The sequence below is a fragment of the Erythrobacter sp. YT30 genome, assembly GCF_001542875.1.
GTDB lineage: Bacteria > Pseudomonadota > Alphaproteobacteria > Sphingomonadales > Sphingomonadaceae > Erythrobacter.
The window spans coordinates 893,881-913,641 of the sequence record NZ_LMAF01000001.1 but is presented as its reverse complement, the minus strand read 5'-3'; the positions used below and the strand labels follow the sequence as shown (position 1 = coordinate 913,641).

Genomic DNA, 19,761 nt, shown 5'->3' with positions numbered 1-19,761 from the left:
CTTTCAATTGCTCGCAAGTTCCGGCATGGCTGCTGCCAACGTACGGTTATGCGTTTCCATCGGGAGCAGCCGCGCGCAACAGGAGGAGCCTGTGGGCCTTCAAAGGCCGCAAGATGCAGATGGGGCGGATCAGGCGGCGGTTCTGAAAGATCGCTTCGCCGCAACGCGCGCTTTAACCGAGGCACTGGTTGAGCCATTGAGCGATGCCGATGCGTGTCTGCAATCAATGGAAGACGCTTCTCCTGCCAAATGGCATCTCGCGCACACGACATGGTTCTGGGAGACTTTCCTCCTGCGTGAATATGCGCAAGGGTATGACCTGTTTAGTGAGCATTACCCGTTCCTCTTCAATTCCTATTACGAGGCTGAAGGCGCACGCATAGCGCGAGACAAGCGTGGCATGTTGTCACGTCCGTCGCTCAGCGAAATCCTCGAATGGCGCGGCGCCGTCGATGAGGCCATGGTACCATTGTTGGAAGACCCTGAGCGCGCACAGCTTATCGAACTCGGTATCGCACATGAGCAGCAGCATATCGAATTGCTGCTGACTGATATCAAACATGGCTTTTTCCAGAACCCAACCGGGCCCGCAATTTGGGACGGCGCGCCGGAACCAGCCATGTCGGCGGGAAAAGGCGGTGTGGGCTGGTATGAGCATCCGGGTGGGATCGCGCTGATTGGCACTGATGGCGAAGGTTTTGCCTTCGACAATGAAGGGCCGCGCCACCGGGTTTTGCTCGAACCGTTTGCTTTGTCGCGGCGATTGGTGACCAATGATCAATGGACGCAGTTCATCGCTGATGGCGGGTATGACACCGCTTCGCTGTGGCTGTCCGATGGCTGGGCTTGGGTGAAAGAAAATGACATCACCGCACCGCTCTATTGGCGTGGTGATGCCTACTTCACCCATCAAGGATGGCAGGAGCGCGATCCGGACGCGCCGGTCACGCACATCTCTCATTTCGAAGCGGATGCTTTCGCGACCTGGGCGGGAATGCGGCTGCCGACCGAATTCGAATGGGAAGCCATTGCGCGGGGGCAGGAAGAAGGACCTGCAGCGCATAACCCTTCCGGCGGCAATCAATTGGACGGAGCTTATGCTCCCATGCCCGGCGGTGGAGAAAGCCTGTTTGGCGATTGCTGGCAATTCACCCGCTCAGCTTATCTGCCTTATCCCGGCTTCAAGCCCGCATCGGGCGCCGTTGGCGAATACAATGGCAAATTCATGAGCGGGCAGTGCGTCCTGAAGGGCGCCAGCTGTGCGACCGTTCGTGGGCATTCGCGAGCATCCTACCGCAACTTCTTCTACCCGCATCAGCGCTGGCAATTCACCGGGCTGCGGCTCGCAAAGGACATTTAGGGCAATGGCAACATCAGATGGGTTGATGCTGGTGGATCGCGATAATGCAGGCGTCGCCAACGCGTTTCGTGCCGACGTCTTGAAAGGGCTGTCGCAAACGCAAAAGGCAATCCCTGCGCGCTGGCTTTATGATGATGCGGGATCGCAGCTGTTCGAGGATATCACGCAGCTTCCAGAATACTACCCGACCCGTGCTGAAACAGAGATTTTGACGCAGCACGGCGATGAGTTCGCCGATCTGATTGGCCGAAACCGCGCCGTGGTTGAATTTGGCTCAGGCTCCTCTGTTAAGACGCCGCTTTTGCTGAAGGCGATTGATCCTGCCGCTTACGTTCCGCTCGATATATCGGGCGATTTTCTGCGCGCTGCGGCGAAAGACCTGTCTGCCAAGTTTCCCCGCCTTCCGGTGCATCCTGTCGAAGCTGATTTTATGCGGCAGGTCGAGCTCCCAAAAGCGGTCGCCGACTTGCCAAAGCTCGGCTTTTTCCCTGGCTCCACCATAGGCAATATGGTGGCGCGCACGGCTGTGGATCTGCTGCGATCCATGCGTGAAACACTGGGGACGGGCGCGCAGCTTCTGATCGGGATGGACCTGATCAAGGATGAAGATATGCTGGTCGCGGCATATGACGATGCGGCTGGTGTGACAGCCGATTTCAACACCAATCTCATCGCCCGCATCAACCGCGAATTGGATGGCGATATCCCGGCGGACAAGCTTCGCCATGAGGCGCGCTGGAATGATGATTTTGCGCGCATCGAGATGCACCTGGTCGCGTTATCAGACATCGCTTTCGCCGTATCGGGTGAGAGGTTTGCGATGCGCAAAGGCGAGACGATCCACACCGAAAACAGCCACAAATTCAATCGCCGAACTGGCAATATGCTGCTGCTTGCTGGGGGATGGGAGCCGCAGAAGCGCTGGCTCGATAGCAAGAAGCGCTTTTCACTGATCCTTGCCGAGGCGCGGCCCAATCGCAGCGCGCCTTGACGCAAGCCCTAAGCGTCTTAGGTGAGCGGACATGAGCGAAATCATCGTCATCGGCGCCGGAATGGCAGGCCTTACTTGCGCGGGCGAGTTGGCGCGGGCGGGGCATTCAGTAACAATCCTTGATAAAGGACGCGGCCCGGGTGGACGCATGGCTGCACGGCGAGCAGAAATTGCTGGCGAAACAGTGAGTTTTGATCATGGCGCGCAATACTTCACCGCGCGTGATCCTGCTTTCCAGAGGCGAATAGCCGAGTGGCAAGAACAAGGCGTCGTCGAACGTTGGACTGCAGCTGAGAAAGCGGACGGCGATGCTGCATGGGTTGGGGTTCCCGGAATGAACGGCCCTATCCGCGCCATGGCACAAGATCTCGATGTCCGCTGGGGCGTGCGCGCTGAGGCCTTGACGCGAACAACAGGATGGTTCGTGGATGCGGGCACGGACAGTTTTGAGGCAGATATTCTGCTTGTATGCGTCCCAGCTGAGCAGGCGAGCGAGCTGCTAGAGCCTTGCTCGCCAGATTTTGGGGCGATTGCTGGCTCCGTTACTTCAGAGCCGTGCTGGGCTGTGATGGCTGCTTTTGCGCAGAAAATCGGGCTGGACGCTGACACGGTGCGGATGCCCGATGCGCCGATCAGCTGGGCCGCGCGCAATTCGGCTAAACCTCATCGCACGGGCAGCGAAACATGGGTGCTGCATGCGAGCCCCCAGAAATCGCGCGAGATCATCGATATGCCCCAGGAGGAAGCGGCATCGCATTTGGTCGAGGTTTTCTTCGATCAAATGGGCATCGAACGCAGTGTACCCATCCACAGCGCCGCGCATCGCTGGCTGTATGCCATGCCAGCATCTCTTAACGGAGAATCCGCACATTACGATGCCGAGGCCAAGATCGGCATTGCAGGCGACTATCTTCACTCACCTCGCGTTGAAGGGGCGTTTCTTTCCGGCCAAGCGCTCGCGTCAAAGGTGCTGCGAACCCCATAAGGGTTAGTGGACGCCTTCATGGCCCTGCTCCATTCTCTCTTGCAAAACCAGACATGGGAGCAGGCAGAATGCAGGAACTCTTCGACCTCACAGGCAAGACAGCCGTTGTCACCGGGGCAGGCCGCGGGATTGGCGAAGGGATTGCAACCTTGCTGGCAGAGGCGGGCGCGAATGTAGTGTGCGCGGCGCGATCTGCAGATCAGATCGAGCATACGGCAAAAACCATCAACGACGCGAAGAACCAGTCGCGCGCGATCACCCAGCCTACTGATGTTTCGAGCCGGGATGCTATGATGGCGCTCGCACAGCGCGCAATCGATGAATTTGGACGGCTCGATATCTGGGTCAACAATGCGGGGGGATCGCTGGTTTCCGCTCCGCTCGCCGAACTGGACACTGCCGAATGGGACAAGACGCTGGCGGTCAATCTTTCCTCGGTCTTCTATAGCGTGCAGGCCGCAGTTCCGCATTTGGGAGAGGGGAGCGCGATGGTAAACATCTCGTCATTGGCCGGGCTCGAGCCTTTCCCGGGTAGTGCGCACTATTCCGCCGCGAAGGCAGGTGTGAACATGATGACGAAGACGCTTTCAATGGAGCTGGGGCCAAAGACGCGGGTGAATGCGATCATGCCTGGATTTGTGCCGACCGATACCGTGAAAAAAGCGCTCAATATGTCGGATGAGGATTTCGGCCCGTTGCTTGAACAATTGCAATTGCCCGCAGGAAGGCTCGGCACGCCGAGAGATATTGCCGGGCTGGTGCTGTATCTCGTCGCCCCCGCATCCGAATGGATCACGGGACAGTGCATCGCAATGTCGGGCAAACCCTAAATTCCCTTGATCTCACGCGATGGAGCGGCTGTAGGCACACCCATCATGAGCGAACCTGCCTACCACTCGATACACCAAGCCGCCTGCGAACGCGGGGAGCTTAGCTATGTCGATCCGGCAACTGGGTATGTGGTCTTCACAAGGCTGGCCCACGAGAAACGCGGGGTTTGCTGCGGTTCAAAGTGCAGGCATTGCCCGTTCGAGCACGTCAATGTGAAGTGATTGGCTGGGGTGGCAGGGATCGAACCTGCGAATGCCGGTACCAAAAACCGGTGCCTTACCACTTGGCTACACCCCAGCAGGAGACGCGCGATATAACGCGCCATTTTCAGATGTGAAGGGAAAACCTCACCAAAGCTGGTGAGGTTCCCAGATCAATCCAGTTTCTTGCCTTCGAAATCGGCAGCAGAGTGGCGTGTCCGTAATTGTGCATCTTCATCGCCCCATGTCTTGTTGACGATCCGCCCGCGCTTCACAGCCGGACGTGAAGCGATTTCGTGAACCCAGCGCGCGACGTTTGTGTATTCATCGATCGAGAGGAATGTCTTCGCCTCGTTGTAGATTTGGCCGAAAACGAACGGGGCCAGCCACGGGAAATTGGCAATATCGGCGATGGTGTACTCATCGCCGGCGAGGTATCGGCTTTTCGCTAGACGCTGGTCTGCGACGTCGAATATCCGCTTGGTTTCCATGGCGTAGCGGTTGATCGGATATTCGTATTTTTCGGGCGCATAGGCATAAAAGTGGCCGAACCCGCCACCGATGAAAGGCCCGCTTGCGACTTGCCAGAATGTCCAGGACAGCACCTCGGCACGTGCGGGGGGATCGGTGGGCAGGAATTCTCCGAATTTCTCCGCCAAATGCACCAGAATTGCACCTGATTCGAAGATTCGAAATGGTTTGTCGCCTGAATTGTCGATCAGCGCGGGGATCTTGGAATTGGGATTGATGCCGACAAATCCGCTGGTGAATTGCTCACCTTCGCCGATGTTCACGGTGAAAGCGTCGTATTCCGCGCCCGAATGACCTTTTTCGAGGAGTTCTTCGAGCATGATCGTCGCCTTCACGCCATTGGGGGTGGCGAGCGAGTGCAGTTGAAAGGGGTTGTCCCCTTTGGGCAATTCCTTTTCCTCACGCGCGCCAGCGGTAGGGCGATTGATCGAGGCAAAGCGGCCGCCGCTTACTGTGTCTGCGCTCCAGACTTCTGGCGGGGTGTAGGTTGGATCGGCCATGATGGTGTGCTCCTTAATCTAAGGGGAATTGTCCTGATGCCCTTCGTGAAAAGCCAAGTGGAGGCTTGGCATCATTCGCGCAAGCGCATTGCGGCAAACAATCGCATCTGAGCGCGAAAGCTGACCTTTCTTGGATGCCAACCTTCCATCGCTAGGCACTTTAACCAATTGCGGCTAAAGGGCGGAAATATGAGCGAGAACACGCATCCTTTCTACGATCTGCATCGCCATGGCCTTGTCCGTGTGGCGACGTCGACGCCGTGCGTGCGTCCGGCGGATGTGGCGTTCAACACCTCTAGCGTCATTGCGGAGGCGCAAAAGGCGCATGATCAGCATGTCGATCTGCTAGTCTATCCAGAGCTGACGCTGTCGGCCTATGCGATTGATGATCTCCATTTGCAGGACGCTTTGATCGGCAGAGTCGAGCGCGCCGTCGCTGAAGTTGTTGAGGCGAGCGAGGCATTGACGCCCGTTCTGGTGCTGGGAGCGCCGCTGCGCCGCAATGGGAAGCTGTATAATTGCGCGCTGGTGATTGCGCGCGGCGAGCTGCTGGGTGTTATCCCCAAAAGCTATCTGCCCAATTACCGCGAATTTTACGAGAAACGCTATTTCTCGCATGGGCGCGGCATTAAAGATGCTTGGATCGCTGTCGGCGATCTCGAAGTTCCCTTCGGCACCGATCTAGTCTTCGCCGCGCACAATCTGCCCGGCTTCACCATTGGCGTGGAGATTTGTGAGGATTTCTGGGCGCCCATTCCTCCCGGTACCATGGCTGCACTCGCCGGCGCGAATATCCTGTGCAACCTGTCCGCATCGCCCATCACAATCGGCCGCGCGGATGACCGTCACCTCCACTGCCGCTCGATGAGCGCGCGCTCAATTTGCGCATACGTCTATTCGGCCAGCGGGCACGGTGAAAGCACCACCGAGCTTGCATGGGATGGGCAAGGCGTCATCTATGAAATGGGCGGATTGCTGGCGGAAAGCGAGCGCTTCGATCTTGAGCCTGAATTGTGCGTTGTCGACGTCGATACCGATAGGATCGCGGCGGAGCGCATGCGCAATCAAACATGGAGCGATGCTGCAGAAGCTGCTGGTAGGCCCGAAGATACCTTTAGGCAGATACCGTTCGAACACGCAGCGAAGACTGCCGACATTGGCCTCATCCGCCCTGTACGCCGCTTTCCGTTCGTACCCAACAACGCGAAAACGTTGGACGAAGACTGCTACGAAGCCTTCAACATCCAGGTCGATGCACTCATGCGCCGGATTGAGGCTACCAAGGCCAAGAGCCTCGTCATCGGCATATCAGGCGGGCTCGATAGCACGCACGCTCTGATCGTTGCGGCGAAGGCTTGCGATCGGCTGGGACTGCCACGCACCACCATTCGCGGCTACACGATGCCGGGCTTTGCAACCTCGGACGCCACGAAATCGAACGCGTGGAAGCTTATGGACGCGTTCGGAATCACGGCTGAAGAAATCGACATTAAGCCCGCTGCCAACCAGCTTCTCACAGACATGGGCCATCCGTTTGCGCAGGGTGAGCCGGTTTATGATGTGACGTTTGAGAATGTGCAGGCCGGGCTTCGCACAGATTACCTATTCCGCCTTGCTGGCCAGCATGCAGGGTTTGTCGTGGGCACTGGCGATTTGAGTGAACTGGCGCTCGGCTGGTGTACCTATGGCGTGGGCGATCATATGAGCCACTATGGCGTCAATGCAGGCGTTCCCAAGACGCTGATCCGGTATCTCATTCGTTGGACCGTTGAAACCGAGCAATTCCTGCCTGAATGCAGCAAGGTGCTCATGGCCGTCTATGACACTGTAATTTCGCCCGAACTCGTGCCTGCGGACAAGGACGGGGCAATTCAGGATACGGAGGCGCATATTGGCCCGTATGAATTGAACGATTTCTTCCTGCACCACACGATCCGATATGGTCAGAAGCCTTCGAAAATAGCGTTTCTAGCATGGCACGCGTGGCGGGATGCGTCGGCGGGCGCTTGGCCGTCGGGCTTTCCGGAGGAGCGCCGACACCAATACAATCTCGAAGAGATTGCCGGGTGGCTTGAAAAATTCCTGAAGCGCTTTTTCGGATTTTCTCAGTTCAAGCGCAGCGCGCTTCCAAATGGGCCAAAAGTGTCCTCTCACGGCGCATTGTCACCGCGCGGCGATTGGCGGGCGCCATCGGATAGCGTTGCTGATGTATGGGTAGAGGAACTGCGGTCTAGCCTTCCACCCGGCGCAGAAAAGTAAGCAGCGATTAAGCCGGGCGACGAAGCCACTTGATCGCTTCGTCCTTGCTCTCGAAGGTTTCCAGATCGAGACCCTCATTGAGACGCGCATACTGCATTTTAACAAGCATGCTGTCGTAGACGACCGCACTACGGATTGTGCCCAGCTTGATGGCTTCGACCACCACGGTCCGGATTGCATTCGACACGTCTTTGTTCTGTGCGACAAAGCCTCTGAGATCAGCAAGCGAGCGCATCTTTATGCCGTTTTCGAAGAATGGCTTTCCCGCTGCAAGCAATTCGCGCTGAAATTCGGTCATGGTTTCCATCGACCAGAAGCCACTCATCGAAAAGTGGATTTCACCTGAATCGTCGATGCGGGTGACGGAATAGTGAGGCTCAAGTGTCGGGGCAGCGGTCGTTGACATTGCGATCACCTAAAATAGCTGAGTAAACAAACGTTTAGAATGGGGTTGAGCGTGAGGTAGGCGTCTCAATCCGCGTGTAACCAGGCCCGGGCAGCTGATTCAGTTTCAAAAAACTCGACATCCATGTCTTTCGTAATCCGGCGATATTGCAGGGTCACGAGTGGCGCAGCATTGACGACGGCGAAGCGTTTCAAACCGTTCTTGGCTGCAAGCAGAAGACTATCGCGGATCGCTTCGGCGGTTTCGCGGTTTTGTGGGACGAAATCTGTAAAGTTTCCGATTGAAACGAAAGGTTTCTTTGCCTTTATGAACGGGCCTGCCGCGCGCGAAAGATCATTAAGAAATCCGAGCATTTCTTCGTGAGGCCAAAAGCCGCCAATGCTGAAATACAGCTCATCGCGCAAATCATCGCGCTTGATCGTCTGGCTTGGGGCAAGCGTGCTCATCGAACGAGTCGTAGCAGCGCTTGGTAAACATCAGGTCAATTCGACGTCTTAATGGGCAAGGTTACCGTGGGGCGCGAAGAGGATTGGCTCATCGCCAGCCTTCCACGGATCAAACTTGGGCATGATGGCGGCGAACAAGTCTGACTTGAGATGCGCGTCGAGCCACCGCTGGAGGTGCGGGAGATCCTGAGTATCGAACCATGCCCTGTCGGTGTTTGCGAATTGGCGGATGAACGGAAACAGCGCAATATCAGCAAGGGTAGGGCGATCCCCGCAAAGCTGTTTGCTTTCCGCGAGCCGCTCATCGAGCTTTTGCAGGATCGCAAGGCCTTGGCTGCGGTGATGAAGGCCGAATGCGCTTTCATCACCGCCATTCTCGTCCGGATAGCGGACCGGATATTTGTAACGATCAAGGTGATGCTTGAACGGGCCATCGGCCTCATCGATCAAGGCCTGATCATCGCCGGAAAGCCAGTTTTCTGGATCGTTGCGCGCCAGCGCCCAACGCATCACCGCAATGCTTTCATCGATTACGGTTCCATCGGGCAAAACCAGGACTGGTACAGTCGCTTTGGGTGATGCCTCCGCTAATCCAGGCGGCTTGTTGGACAGCTTGACCTCGCGCAGCTCCACCGGAATGTCAGCGATGCACAGGGCCATGCGCGCACGCATCGCGTAGGGGCAGCGCCGAAAGGAATAGAGAATGGGAGAAGCGCTCACGCGTCTGCCTCCTGCTCCTCACCATCGCTTATCAAGCCGCCGGGAAAGTTTGCTTCCCACCCGCCACCGGGCAGTTGCACACCGCTTTCCATCTTGGGCTCGACGGTCGCGCCGACATGCGCTTCGCCACGTTTTTTGGCGAGCTGCTGCTGCCTTTGCCGCTCCGCATAGCGGGCGCGCTGCGTGTCGTCACGCGCGTCAATGCAATGCGGGCAGCTGATGCCTGGGGCATAGTCGGGGGACGCCATCTCTTCTTGAGAAAGCGGCATCCGGCAGGCGAAACACTGGCCGTAAGACCCCAGCTCGAGCCCGTGTTTTACCGAGACGCGCTGGTCAAAAACGAAGCATTCACCGTCCCATTTGCTCTCTTCTTGGGGGACGGTTTCGAGATACCGCAAAATGCCGCCCTTCAGGTGGAAGACGTCTTCGATGCCCTCTTGGCGCAGGAAACTAGTCGATTTCTCGCAGCGTATCCCGCCCGTGCAGAACATCGCGACTTTCTTTTTGCCTTCGAGTAATTCTTCGCGGTTTTCGCGAAACCATGCCGGGAAGTCACGGAAGCTCGGTGTCTTGGGATCAATCGCGCCCTCGAACGTGCCGATTGCGACCTCGTAATCATTACGCGTGTCGATCACGACCGTATCGGGATCCGAGATTAGCGCGTTCCAATCATGTGGATCGACATAGCGGCCAACGCTTGCGCGCGGGTCCACACCAGGTTCGCCCATAGTCACAATCTCCCGCTTAAGCCGCACTTTCATGCGGTTAAACGGCATTTCCTCAGCGGTGGAGAATTTGACGTCAGTGTCAGCGCAATCTTGCAGAGCGCGGATGTGATCGAGCACTTTGGCAACGCCTTCTGGCGAACCTGCAATGGTGCCGTTTATCCCCTCATGCGCGAGCAGGATCGTGCCTTTGGTGCCCGCTTCTTCGCAAACAGCCTTAAGCGGACCTTTGAGCGCTTCGTGATCGTCGAAGGGCGTGAAACGATAGAGGGCGGCGACTGTGATGCACTCCGTCATTTCTCAAACCCGCATTACCCAGCCATGCTTGTCTTCGAGATGGCCATTCTGGATACCCACCAGCTTTTCGCGCATTTTCATGGCCATTTGGCCGATGCCGCCTGTGCCAATTGTGAATTCGCCATCGGGTGAGGCCACCGTTCCCACTGGCGTCACCACGGCTGCTGTGCCGCAAGCAAGTGTTTCGAGCAGTTCGCCGCTTTCTGCCTCTTCGCGCCATTGGTCGATTGAATAGGGCTCTTCGCGGACCTCAAGTCCCTCTTCCTGCAGCATTTCGATCAGGCTGTGGCGGGTGATGCCGGGCAGGATTGTGCCGGTCAAAGGCGGAGTGAAAACTGAGCCATCCTTGCGCACGAAAAACAGGTTCATGCCGCCCAGTTCCTCAATCCACTTGTTCTCGATGGCATCGAGGAAGACGACCTGATCGCAGCCATTCTCAATCGCTTGGGCTTGAGGGACGAGAGAGGCCGCGTAATTGCCACCTGTCTTCGCCGCGCCAGTGCCTCCTGGGGCTGCGCGGACATATCCTTGCGCGACCCAGATTTTGACCGGGTTTATGCCTCCTTTAAAGTAGTTCCCTGTCGAAACGGTGATGACGACAAACTTGTATTGTTTTGCCGGACGCACGCCCAAGAATGCTTCTGATGCAAACATAAATGGCCGAATGTAGAGTGATCCGCCATCGACTGGCGGCATCCACGCGGCATCGGTTTCCACTGCGAGTTTGACCGCATCGAGGAACAGTTCCTCCGGTATTTCGGGCATGGCCATGCGCTGCGCACTCGAATTGAAACGGCGCGCATTTTCTTCCGGGCGAAACAGGGCAAGGCCGCCCTCTGCGTGGGGAAAAGCCTTCATCCCTTCAAAGATTTCCTGCGCATAATGCAGGACGCTCGCCGCCGGATCGAGCGCAATAGGTTCGCGCGGCCCAATTTGCGCTGAATGCCAGCCGCCTTTTGCCTCGTCATAATCGACGGTCACCATGTGATCGGTGAAGACAGTGCCGAAACCGGGATCGGCAATGGCGGCTTTGCGAGCCTCATTGGGCGTCGGGGCAGGGTTGGGGATGCGAGTGAATTCCATGGGAGTGCGGTTAATATGGGAGGAGGCCCGATACAACCAAAACAAGGGGCAAAACAAAAAGGGCGTTTCCGCCTTTCGGTCAGGAAACGCCCTTTCATGGTCAGCGGCGGTAAGCGCCGCTCACGAAGCCTTACTCGGTAGGATGAATTACCGAATATGCCTCGCGCGGAAACTTGCCGACCTCTCTACTGAACCATGAGACATCGGATCACCTCCTTTCGCGCTAGTAAGCCAAGACCCGTGCGTTTCACCGGCGGGCCGAGAGCCGCGTTCGCCGCTGGCCTCGAGCACATATTTGAGTCGTCGGGGCGCTGATGACAAGACTTGAAAAAAACTTTTCCCAAGTCATACTCGCTCGCTCCCACACAAGATCAGAATGAGGTGCCGCGGGGTTTTCCGGGCTTTTTTGTCGTGCGCAGTGGGTGTGGGCGCATTTGTGGACAGGTTGTGGAAACACCTGTGGATATTAACGGATAGAATCGGAGAAGGATCGTGCTGACGCTCACCGTTCCTAATCCCCCAAACCCACGTGTCGTTATCGACAATCCTCAATCACGCGGCTGATTTCCACCCAGACGGGCACGTACAGTGTCCGCATCCCTTCAACGCCAATCGATACGCGGCCCTTGGTGATCGCCATCGCATCGAGCACCGGATCGCCAGCTGGGATCAGCGCCATCAGCATGGGCCGTCCATCGGGTGATATCTGCGCATCGAGCGTGCGCTCAGTCGTTTCCGTTTGAATAGTCATTACGCGAGGTCCTGAACTGGCTCCCCCGCGGACCAATCGTATCTGGCGTGAAGGCTTGGCACATTCCACGCCAAACACAGCGGCTTTCCCGATTTCACCAAACGTCGCAAAACTGAGCTGCGGCGCATCGCGATAGCTCCATGCCCCCGCCGTTTGCGGTGCATCGAGGTAATTATCATATGCCGGCTCATTGACGACCGGCACAGGCGTTGGAGTAGGAGTGGGCGCGGGTGCTGGCGTTGCAATGGGCGTTGGTGCAGGTGAGGCTGGCTGAGCGGGCTCATCGACCGAGGGGACGCAAGCGCAGGCTGAAAGGCTCATTGCGAGCGCTGTGATGCATTTCAAATGGATCGCTTCCATGCATTCCCAATGCAAGCTATCGGTTGAGCCGTCCATGACCAATTCGCCGCCATCCTCAAAAAAAGCCAGCAAGCCTAAGAAGATGCGCGCTGACCAACTCTTGGTTGAGCGGGGTTTGGCTGAAAGTCGCACACGGGCCCAGGCTCTGATCATGGCGGGGGTGGTTTTCCTGGGGGAGCAGAAGCTCTCAAAGCCAGGACAGCAAGTGTTCGAAGACGCGGAGATCGATGTTCGCGGTCGCGATCATCCTTGGGTGAGCCGGGGCGGGATTAAACTTGCGCACGCTTTGGAGCATTTTGACCTCGATCCTACTGGCGCGATTGCGATGGATATCGGGAGCTCGACCGGTGGCTTTACCGATGTTTTGCTGTCCAATGGCGCAGAGCATGTCTTCGCCGTCGATAGCGGCACCAATCAGCTCGCCTGGAAACTGCGTGAGGACCCTCGTGTGACTGTGCTTGAACAGACGAGTGCACGGATACTCACTGACGCCCACATCACAAAAGACTGCAATTGGGTGGTGTGCGATGCGAGCTTTATTGCGCTTTCGAAAGTGCTTGAACGGCCGCTAGAGATGGCGGCGCGCGAATGTCAGTTGGTCGCGCTTATCAAGCCGCAATTCGAAGTTGCCCGCGAGGAAGTGGGCAAGGGCGGCGTGGTGCGCGATACCGCTCTGCATGAGCGGGTTTGTAGCGAAGTTCGCGAATGGTTGCAGGGGCTTGGCTGGGATATCAAAGGAGTTGTCCAAAGCCCGATTACAGGTCCACAAGGCAACATTGAGTTCCTGATTGCGGCTGAAAGAAATTAGGCTAGCTCAAGCGAGCCAATTTTCTCATCCAGATCAATCGGGATTTGGGCCAATACCTCAACGCCGCTCGCTTTTTCGTACCCCTTCTCGCCATGCTCGGCGACCAGCTCTGCCTGTCGTGTATCGCGTTCGCGCAAGAGCTCGGCAATCTCGTCACGGTAAAGTGCCACCATCGCAGTCACGAAGCGATTAACGAGGTTATCTTGTTTGGTGTGATCGACGTTGAAATCGGGCAAATGCTCGATCATCACATCAGCGGGGTAGAGAAATTCATTGGTCACAAATCGGTTGACCGCGAACCAGCTGCGCGGAATGCCGTTTGTGTCGATCGATAGGCCGATCAGATGGGTGACGTGGGCTTTCGCATCTTCGCCCTGCGGCGGCCACACTTTGGGCTCCAGACCCTTGGGCAATTGATCGCGGTGCATGAACAGATGGAAGTGGCCGTGCTCATCTTCATCGCGGCTTCCAGCGGCATGGACGTGATAATACCAGCGGCTCTTGCAATTCTTATCGCGTGCATCGCCTTTGGGATAATGCGTCCAGAATGTAGCGCCTTTTTCTGGCACAACGCGCAGCATGAGCGGTTTTTGCTCCGCAGCCATCTGCGTGATGGTTTCGATAACAGTGTGAGCAGCTTGGATCGGTGTCATACCGGACGACCTTAGCAACTGAGTTGGCTAGGTACAGCCGGGAATTTGCCTGGTTGTGATCGAATTCAAGGCGTTATTGCAGCGATCATGCAGATAACTCCCAGATACAAAACGGCCGACGGCATCGAGGATGCCATCGGCCAAATTGTGTCAGGCCATTGAGGCCCGGCAGAAACGCCGATTACTCGGCAGCTTCGCAGCCTTCTGCTTCGCAAGCAGCTTCGCAGCCTTCTGCACCGCATGCAGCTTCGCAGCCTTCCGCGCCGCAAGCAGCTTCGCAACCTTCTGCGCCGCAAGCGCCGCACTCAGCGCCGGCACATGCGTCAGCGTTTGCTTCGGTGTCTGCACCGGTGTCAGCAGCTTCTTCAGCAGGAGCTGAGCAAGCAGCGGTGGCGAGTGCGAGACCGCCGGTGACGGCGAGCATCGATGCAAAGTTGGTCTTTTTCATTATGTTCATTCCCCGAAAAAGAGTTCTCCACGAACCCATAGGATGAAAGTGAGGCACGCAAATTCGTCCAGTCCTGCCAAGGCGCACCCCGAATCACGGCAAGAATGTGGCGACGCTATCACAATCATTCGGGAACGCACATGCCTTTTGTAAATTCGTCCAAAAGCTGGCGGAAAACTGGGTTTTGCGCGACAAGTTTGGGCCGGATGATTGGCGCATTGGGGCTGCTCGTGTACGCGGAGGCGCTGTGTCAATCAGGCGAATCGCTTGGGGCTTTGTCCCTATGTGGCGAACGCTGAGTGACACCGCCGCTGATGTGTCCAACACAGCTGGCGGGATTGAAATGGTCGGGGCAATCAAGAGGTCCGAATGAACATTCTTGCATCCAAGGCGCAATTGCGAGCGAGCCTGCTGCGCTGGTTGCTTTTTCTTGTGCCTTTGATTGTTCTTTTAGGATTCGTCGCCGGACAATTGGGCAGTCCGCAAACGCCTTGGTTCCAAAGCCTTACGAAACCGGCGATCTTCCCGCCTTCTGCCGCTTTTGGGATCGTCTGGGGCATTTTATATGTCGTAATCGGATTTGCGGTCGCGCTTGTCGCGAGCGCTTGGGGCGCGCACGGAAGGGGCATCGCGATCATAGCATTCGCGCTCCATTTCATCGGTAATCTTGCATGGACCCCGGTTTTCTTCGGAATGCAAAATATGACCGGTGGGCTTTATGTGCTCGTTTACGTAGTCGTGAGCCTGTTGTTCGTGATAGCGCTCTTTTGGCGCGTCCGGCGTATCGCAGCTCTGTTGTTGCTGCCTTATCTCGCATGGGTGTGTTTCGCGACCGCGCTCAATTGGCAATTCATCGTCGAGAATCCCGATGGAGGCGAAGGAACTGGGAGCGGCGCGGCAGTTGGGATCGAGCTTTAGGATATTTGCCAACCGGCCCGTGCAGATCCGCTTGCGAAAACCCAAAAACATCCCCAAATAGCGCTCCATGCAAAGCCAAAACCCGATCATCGCCGATTTCGTCAAACTCGCAAACTCCGCCGCCGGAACCATGGCAGGGATGACACGCGAAGCGCGTGAGAATGCGCGCGAACGAGTGCGTGAGGCGATGGGCGGCATGGATTTCGTCAGTCGTGAAGAATTCGATACGGTGAAAGCCATGGCGCAAAAAGCGCGCGAACAGGCTGACGCTTTGGAAACCAAAGTCGCTGAGCTTGAGGCTAAGCTTTCCAAATAAGCCTGCCGGGCCAGGGGCGTGATCCTCTCCGCTCCTGCCATCCTTGTATCATCACGCGCGCATGGCGAGACCGCATGCATTGCGCGTTTTTTGACCAGCGAATACGGGCTTGTTGCAGGCTATGTCGCGGGAGGCAGAGGGCGGCAATTGCGTCCCGTCATGATCCCCGGCAATCGCGTCGCATTGGAATTGCGCGCTCGTTCAGCCAGCCAATTGCCATTTGCAAAATGTGAGCTTGAAGAAAGCTGCGGCCCTTGGCTGAGCGAGCCCTTGCCAGCTGCTGCGATAACGTGGGCCTGTGCAATCACGGCAAGCGCCTTGCCCGAGCGTGAGCCATTCCCGGCGCTCTATGATACACTGTATGCGCTGCTGACCGCGATTTGCCATGCGCCCTCGGCGCGCGGATGGCTTGCTGCAATGGTCGCTTATGAGAGCATGCTACTGCTCGAAATGGGATATGGCGGGGCCAAGCCTCACATGGAAGGCGATCTCGAGACGCAATTCGAGGCATTCCGCCAATTGCATAAGCCGATCCGCGACTACCTGCTTGCCGAGCGCTCTCGCGATGTTATGGCCGCGCGCACCGCTCTTGGAGAGCGGCTAGCCCGGATGATCAAGTAACGCTCGGTGAAGTAGGCACACACATGAAAATTGCAGTTCTGGCAGGCGATGGGATCGGCCCTGAGGTGACACGCGAAGCAGTGCGGGTTTTGGAGAACCTGGAACTGCCTGGCCTCACCTTGTTCGAAGGCGATGTGGGCGGCGCGGCCTATCACCGGCACGGCCATCCGCTGCCAGCCGAAACGCTCACCATGGCGCGTGAAGCGGATGCGGTGCTGTTTGGTGCGGTGGGTGATCCCTCTTGCGACGGGCTGGAGCGGCATTTGCGCCCCGAACAGGCGGTGCTGGGCCTGCGCAAAGAGCTGGAACTGTTTGCAAACTTGCGCCCGGCAAAGGTGTTTTTAGGGCTCGAGCATCTGTCGCCCTTAAAACACGACGTGGCAAGCGCGCTCGACCTGCTGATCGTTCGCGAGCTGACGGGTGATGTGTATTTCGGCGACAAGGGTATTCGTGAAAGCGATGATGGAGCGCGCGAAGGGTGGGACATGATGTCCTATTCGGAAAGCGAAGTGCGCCGGATTGCAGAAGTGGCTTTCAAAGCGGCGCAAGGGTCAGGCGGGAAGCTCACCTCGGTTGACAAAGCGAACGTCTTGGAAACCAGTCAGGTGTGGCGCGACACGGTTATGGGCGAAGCCGCGCGCTATCCGGATGTGACGCTTGATCACATGTATGTCGATAACGCCGCGATGCAGATCATTTCAAACCCTGCGCAATTCTCTGTCATGGTCACGGGCAATCTGTTTGGCGATATTCTGTCCGATCTGGCGAGCGCTGCGGTGGGGTCCATCGGGCTCTTACCGAGTGCCTCGATGGGTGCACGAGAGACAGCGCATGGCACTTATGGCCTTTACGAGCCCATCCATGGAAGCGCGCCTGACATAGCAGGGCAAGGCAAAGCAAATCCGATGGCGACGATCCTTTCAGTCGCAATGATGCTGCGCCATTCCTTTGGCAAGAACGATGAGGCCGCGCGCATCGAAACCGCAGTTGAAAAGGCGCTCGCTGACAGGATCCACGGCGGTGATCTTGGCGGTACGCACGGCACTTCTGCAATTGGCGATGCGGTGCTGGAGCGATTGTAGGGCAGGGCAATGCCGCTCACTCTCGCCATCGTTCTCCCAACGCTCAACGAGCGCGGCAATCTTGCGCCGCTTGTTGAGCGTATCGAGAGCACGCTGGGCTATGAGGGGTGGGAAGTCCTGATCGTCGATGACGATAGCAAGGATGGAACTGCCGATGAGGCGCGCGCGCTGGCCGGCTCTGACCGCCGCGTCCGCGTGATTCAGCGAATCGGTCGGCGCGGACTTGCAAGCGCAGCGATCGAAGGTTTCTGCGCAACGGCGGCAGAATATGTCGCGGTGATGGACGCCGATCACCAGCACGATCCCGCGCTGCTCCCGAAAATGCTGGAGTGCTTGAAAGGGGGAGAAACAGATATCGCGGTCGCCAGCCGTTTTGCCGACGGAGCGAGTACACTGGATTGGGCTGAGCCAGAGCGCGAGCGATTATCGAGCCTAGCCAATTCAGTCGCCCGCCGGATTACGGGAGTTGAATTGACCGACCCGATGAGCGGCTACTTTATGCTTCCCACGGCTACCGCGCGCAGTTTGGTGCCAAGACTTTCAGGCATCGGTTTTAAAATCCTGCTCGATCTGCTCGCAACTTCGCAAACGCCCATGCGCGTTCAGGAATTTCCGCTGAACTTTGCTGCTCGCCGCGAAGGGACGAGCAAGCTTGATCGTGCGGTGCTCTTCGATTTCCTCGCCGGGCTATATGACAAACTGCTGGGCAGAGTTATCCCAACTCGATTTGCCTTGTTTGGGACGGTGGGAGCACTTGGCGTGCTTGTGCACTTTGCCGTTTTGACAAGTCTGCTGTTCGTTTTTGATGAAGCGTTCGCGCTCTCATTTACGCTTGCTCAGGCCGCTGCAGTCCTCACCGCGATGAGCTTCAATTTCTGGCTCAACAACTGGCTGACCTATCGCGACAAGCGGCTCAAGGGCTGGGGCGATGTGCTGCGCGGCTGGGCAGGCTTTTGCGCAACCTGCGCAGTGGGCGGGTTCGCCAATGTGGCGGTTGCGACTTTCCTTGAGGGAAGCGGCGCGTATTGGGCGCTTGCAGCGCTCGCCGGGATACTAATCGGCTCGGTCTGGAATTATGCGTTGTCGAGCCGGTTTGTCTGGGGACGGTTTGGGTAGCGTCCCTTCGGCATCACATCCACCCTGAAATCCAGGTCCAATCAGCAAAGCTCATTGGCCCGTCCAGAGGTGCGGCGGACAGAACCTTGTAAAACACAGCGAACATCGCGGTTGATGCGGCCAGAATGCCATAGCTCCACTTCGCCCAGCCATTATTGCGAAGCTCGCTCAAGCACAGGGCGAGGGTGGCCAGCAGAAATACGCTGGGCATCATGTAATGGTAGTAGAATTGCACAGGTTTGGGCGCGATCAACCACAGACCGAGGCTCACGCCGAACCCGATGGCAGCGCCCAGTTTGGCCCAATCGCCGCGAACAATCCCCGTGCCTGCGGCCCAAATAAGCGCGGGCAGCCCCAGCAGCATCGTCAGAGGATTGCCAATCAGCAGGATCCCGCGCTGCGCGCCATCTGCATATTCGTAGAGATACCAGATGCCGCGCGTGTTAAGCACCCATTGATCCCAAGTGCTCTGGTAATTGTGAGGGGCAAGCACTTGCTGTTGCAGTGCGAGGATCTCCTGATGAAATCCGATCAATCCGGCCTCCGCAAGGGGAGAAGGGCGCAGATACTCGCCCAGCCAGTACCCAGGCGCAAAAGTGAGCGCGTAGATCGTGAGCGGTACTAACCCGAGCCAAACGAACGCCTCGGCCAGAGAAATGCCGGGCACAGGAATGCCTCGCGTACTGGCGACTAGGCGGCGGCGACCTGCAGAGAGGCGCGCCGCAAAGAATGTGAGGCCCGGCACCATTGCGAGCGGCACCGCGTTCCACTTTGATCCCAGAGCGCAACCGATGGCAATTCCTGTCACAGCCAAGCGCCATCGCCCTGTTTCAGGTTCGCGGCAAGCTGCGGCGAATTGCCAGGCGGCGATGCTCAGGAATGCCGCCATAAAGATATCGAGCATCGCAATGCGCGCATGGACGAAAAGGTGAAAACCGGTTGCCAGAAGTATGCCGAACGCAATTACCGCAAAGCGATCATGGCTTGCCTGCCATAATGCGCGCATGCTGGCAGCGATCGTGAGCGTACCGAAGAAAAGCGACATGATCCGCCAGCCCAGCGGATTGTCGCCGAAGAGATAGATACCCAACGCAATGAATTGCTTGCCCAGCAGGGGGTGCTCTGGGTTGAGGTATCGGCCGCCTTCTCCCAACCCCATTGAAATCAATTCACGCGCGGCGGGCAAATAATGCACTTCGTCAAAGTAGGGCGCGCTGGGAATGCTGAGCCGGAAACTGGCGAGCGCCGCAAACAGAGCTGGGATCACCAAACACCATACCCAGGGATCGCTGGGCCGGGGCGGCGGCCCCACTTCTTCGGGTGCAAAAGTCTCTGGAGGTGCGACCGGCGACAT

At 57.4% G+C, this 19,761-nt stretch carries 22 protein-coding genes and 1 tRNA gene; 12 read left to right on the top strand and 11 right to left on the bottom strand.

Going from position 1 to position 19,761, the window contains the following annotated elements; all coding sequences use genetic code 11:
- The first annotated feature begins 25 nt into the window (after nt 1-25).
- The 5 genes from egtB (at nt 26) to AUC45_RS15840 (ending at nt 4,388) form a co-directional block, all read left to right on the top strand.
- The gene (gene egtB / locus AUC45_RS04445; protein WP_082700946.1) at nt 26-1,360 is read left to right on the top strand and encodes an ergothioneine biosynthesis protein EgtB; all 1,335 of its coding nucleotides are present in this window, start codon (nt 26-28) and stop codon (nt 1,358-1,360) included.
- 4 nt (nt 1,361-1,364) lie between these two features.
- Nucleotides 1,365-2,351 carry an L-histidine N(alpha)-methyltransferase gene (gene egtD, locus AUC45_RS04440; RefSeq protein ID WP_067598650.1) on the top strand — a complete coding sequence of 329 codons (987 nt, stop codon included), beginning with the start codon at nt 1,365-1,367 and terminating at the stop codon, nt 2,349-2,351.
- 31 nt (nt 2,352-2,382) lie between these two features.
- A complete protein-coding gene (locus tag AUC45_RS04435) occupies nt 2,383-3,336 on the top strand; it encodes an NAD(P)/FAD-dependent oxidoreductase (protein ID WP_067598647.1) in 954 nt (317 codons plus the stop codon).
- 68 nt (nt 3,337-3,404) lie between these two features.
- Nucleotides 3,405-4,166, top strand: a complete 762-nt coding sequence (locus tag AUC45_RS04430) for an SDR family NAD(P)-dependent oxidoreductase (RefSeq protein WP_067598643.1) — start codon at nt 3,405-3,407, stop codon at nt 4,164-4,166.
- A gap of 45 nt (nt 4,167-4,211) precedes the next feature.
- Entirely contained in the window at nt 4,212-4,388 is a 177-nt protein-coding gene (locus tag AUC45_RS15840; RefSeq protein ID WP_197409504.1) for a DUF5522 domain-containing protein, read from the top strand.
- A gap of 1 nt (nt 4,389) precedes the next feature.
- On the opposite strand, the gene AUC45_RS04425 is transcribed toward AUC45_RS15840, so the two are convergent.
- Together AUC45_RS04425 and yghU are read right to left on the bottom strand one after the other, a co-directional pair.
- Nucleotides 4,390-4,464, bottom strand: a tRNA-Gln gene (locus AUC45_RS04425).
- A gap of 76 nt (nt 4,465-4,540) precedes the next feature.
- The gene (yghU, locus tag AUC45_RS04420; RefSeq protein WP_067598638.1) at nt 4,541-5,398 is read right to left on the bottom strand and encodes a glutathione-dependent disulfide-bond oxidoreductase; all 858 of its coding nucleotides are present in this window, start codon (nt 5,396-5,398) and stop codon (nt 4,541-4,543) included.
- Nucleotides 5,399-5,587: 189 nt separating this feature from the next.
- Here yghU and AUC45_RS04415 point away from each other — a divergent pair, with 189 nt between their 5' ends.
- Nucleotides 5,588-7,657: an NAD(+) synthase gene (locus AUC45_RS04415; RefSeq protein WP_067598635.1), complete on the top strand. Its 2,070-nt coding sequence runs from the start codon at nt 5,588-5,590 to the stop codon at nt 7,655-7,657.
- A 7-nt stretch (nt 7,658-7,664) separates the two neighbouring features.
- Here the strand turns inward: AUC45_RS04415 and AUC45_RS04410 are convergent, their stop codons facing one another.
- From AUC45_RS04410 to AUC45_RS04380, 6 genes are all read right to left on the bottom strand, one after another.
- Complete coding sequence (locus tag AUC45_RS04410; protein WP_067598631.1) at nt 7,665-8,063, bottom strand: hypothetical protein; 399 nt, start codon at nt 8,061-8,063, stop codon at nt 7,665-7,667.
- A gap of 65 nt (nt 8,064-8,128) precedes the next feature.
- Nucleotides 8,129-8,509 carry a hypothetical protein gene (locus tag AUC45_RS04405; RefSeq protein ID WP_067598628.1) on the bottom strand — a complete coding sequence of 127 codons (381 nt, stop codon included), beginning with the start codon at nt 8,507-8,509 and terminating at the stop codon, nt 8,129-8,131.
- Between the two features lie 48 nt (nt 8,510-8,557).
- On the bottom strand, nt 8,558-9,229 hold the full coding sequence (locus tag AUC45_RS04400; RefSeq protein WP_067598625.1) for a glutathione S-transferase: 672 nt from the start codon (nt 9,227-9,229) through the stop codon (nt 8,558-8,560).
- Nucleotides 9,226-10,251: a rhodanese-related sulfurtransferase gene (locus AUC45_RS04395; protein WP_082700944.1), complete on the bottom strand. Its 1,026-nt coding sequence runs from the start codon at nt 10,249-10,251 to the stop codon at nt 9,226-9,228. The genes AUC45_RS04400 and AUC45_RS04395 overlap by 4 nt, the downstream gene beginning before the upstream one ends.
- A gap of 3 nt (nt 10,252-10,254) precedes the next feature.
- Nucleotides 10,255-11,334 (bottom strand): branched-chain amino acid aminotransferase, encoded by a 1,080-nt coding sequence (locus tag AUC45_RS04390; RefSeq protein WP_067598621.1) that lies wholly within the window; start codon nt 11,332-11,334, stop codon nt 10,255-10,257.
- Between the two features lie 535 nt (nt 11,335-11,869).
- The gene (locus AUC45_RS04380; protein ID WP_233998530.1) at nt 11,870-12,517 is read right to left on the bottom strand and encodes a hypothetical protein; all 648 of its coding nucleotides are present in this window, start codon (nt 12,515-12,517) and stop codon (nt 11,870-11,872) included.
- On the opposite strand from AUC45_RS04380, the gene AUC45_RS04375 reads away from it, so the two are divergent.
- Nucleotides 12,480-13,253 (top strand): TlyA family RNA methyltransferase, encoded by a 774-nt coding sequence (locus AUC45_RS04375; RefSeq protein ID WP_067598612.1) that lies wholly within the window; start codon nt 12,480-12,482, stop codon nt 13,251-13,253. The genes AUC45_RS04380 and AUC45_RS04375 overlap by 38 nt on opposite strands.
- Here the strand turns inward: AUC45_RS04375 and AUC45_RS04370 are convergent.
- Together AUC45_RS04370 and AUC45_RS04365 are read right to left on the bottom strand one after the other, a co-directional pair.
- Nucleotides 13,250-13,906: a hypothetical protein gene (locus AUC45_RS04370; RefSeq protein ID WP_067598609.1), complete on the bottom strand. Its 657-nt coding sequence runs from the start codon at nt 13,904-13,906 to the stop codon at nt 13,250-13,252. The two genes, AUC45_RS04375 and AUC45_RS04370, sit on opposite strands and share 4 nt — an antisense overlap.
- A gap of 181 nt (nt 13,907-14,087) precedes the next feature.
- A complete protein-coding gene (locus tag AUC45_RS04365; RefSeq protein WP_067598606.1) occupies nt 14,088-14,354 on the bottom strand; it encodes a hypothetical protein in 267 nt (88 codons plus the stop codon).
- A 369-nt stretch (nt 14,355-14,723) separates the two neighbouring features.
- Here AUC45_RS04365 and AUC45_RS04355 point away from each other — a divergent pair, with 369 nt between their 5' ends.
- The 5 genes from AUC45_RS04355 to AUC45_RS04335 all read left to right on the top strand — a co-directional run bounded on the left by AUC45_RS04355 (nt 14,724) and on the right by AUC45_RS04335 (nt 18,407).
- Nucleotides 14,724-15,272: a TspO/MBR family protein gene (locus AUC45_RS04355; protein ID WP_067598600.1), complete on the top strand. Its 549-nt coding sequence runs from the start codon at nt 14,724-14,726 to the stop codon at nt 15,270-15,272.
- A 67-nt stretch (nt 15,273-15,339) separates the two neighbouring features.
- Nucleotides 15,340-15,588: an accessory factor UbiK family protein gene (locus AUC45_RS04350; RefSeq protein ID WP_067598597.1), complete on the top strand. Its 249-nt coding sequence runs from the start codon at nt 15,340-15,342 to the stop codon at nt 15,586-15,588.
- Nucleotides 15,589-15,606: 18 nt separating this feature from the next.
- Nucleotides 15,607-16,209, top strand: coding sequence for a DNA repair protein RecO (locus AUC45_RS04345; RefSeq protein WP_067598594.1), 603 nt, complete (start codon nt 15,607-15,609; stop codon nt 16,207-16,209).
- Nucleotides 16,210-16,232: 23 nt separating this feature from the next.
- On the top strand, nt 16,233-17,291 hold the full coding sequence (gene leuB / locus AUC45_RS04340) for a 3-isopropylmalate dehydrogenase (protein ID WP_067598592.1): 1,059 nt from the start codon (nt 16,233-16,235) through the stop codon (nt 17,289-17,291).
- Nucleotides 17,292-17,300: 9 nt separating this feature from the next.
- Nucleotides 17,301-18,407 (top strand): glycosyltransferase family 2 protein, encoded by a 1,107-nt coding sequence (locus AUC45_RS04335; RefSeq protein WP_067598589.1) that lies wholly within the window; start codon nt 17,301-17,303, stop codon nt 18,405-18,407.
- Between the two features lie 13 nt (nt 18,408-18,420).
- Here the strand turns inward: AUC45_RS04335 and AUC45_RS04330 are convergent, their stop codons facing one another.
- Nucleotides 18,421-19,761 carry a phospholipid carrier-dependent glycosyltransferase gene (locus AUC45_RS04330; protein ID WP_067598586.1) on the bottom strand — a complete coding sequence of 447 codons (1,341 nt, stop codon included), beginning with the start codon at nt 19,759-19,761 and terminating at the stop codon, nt 18,421-18,423.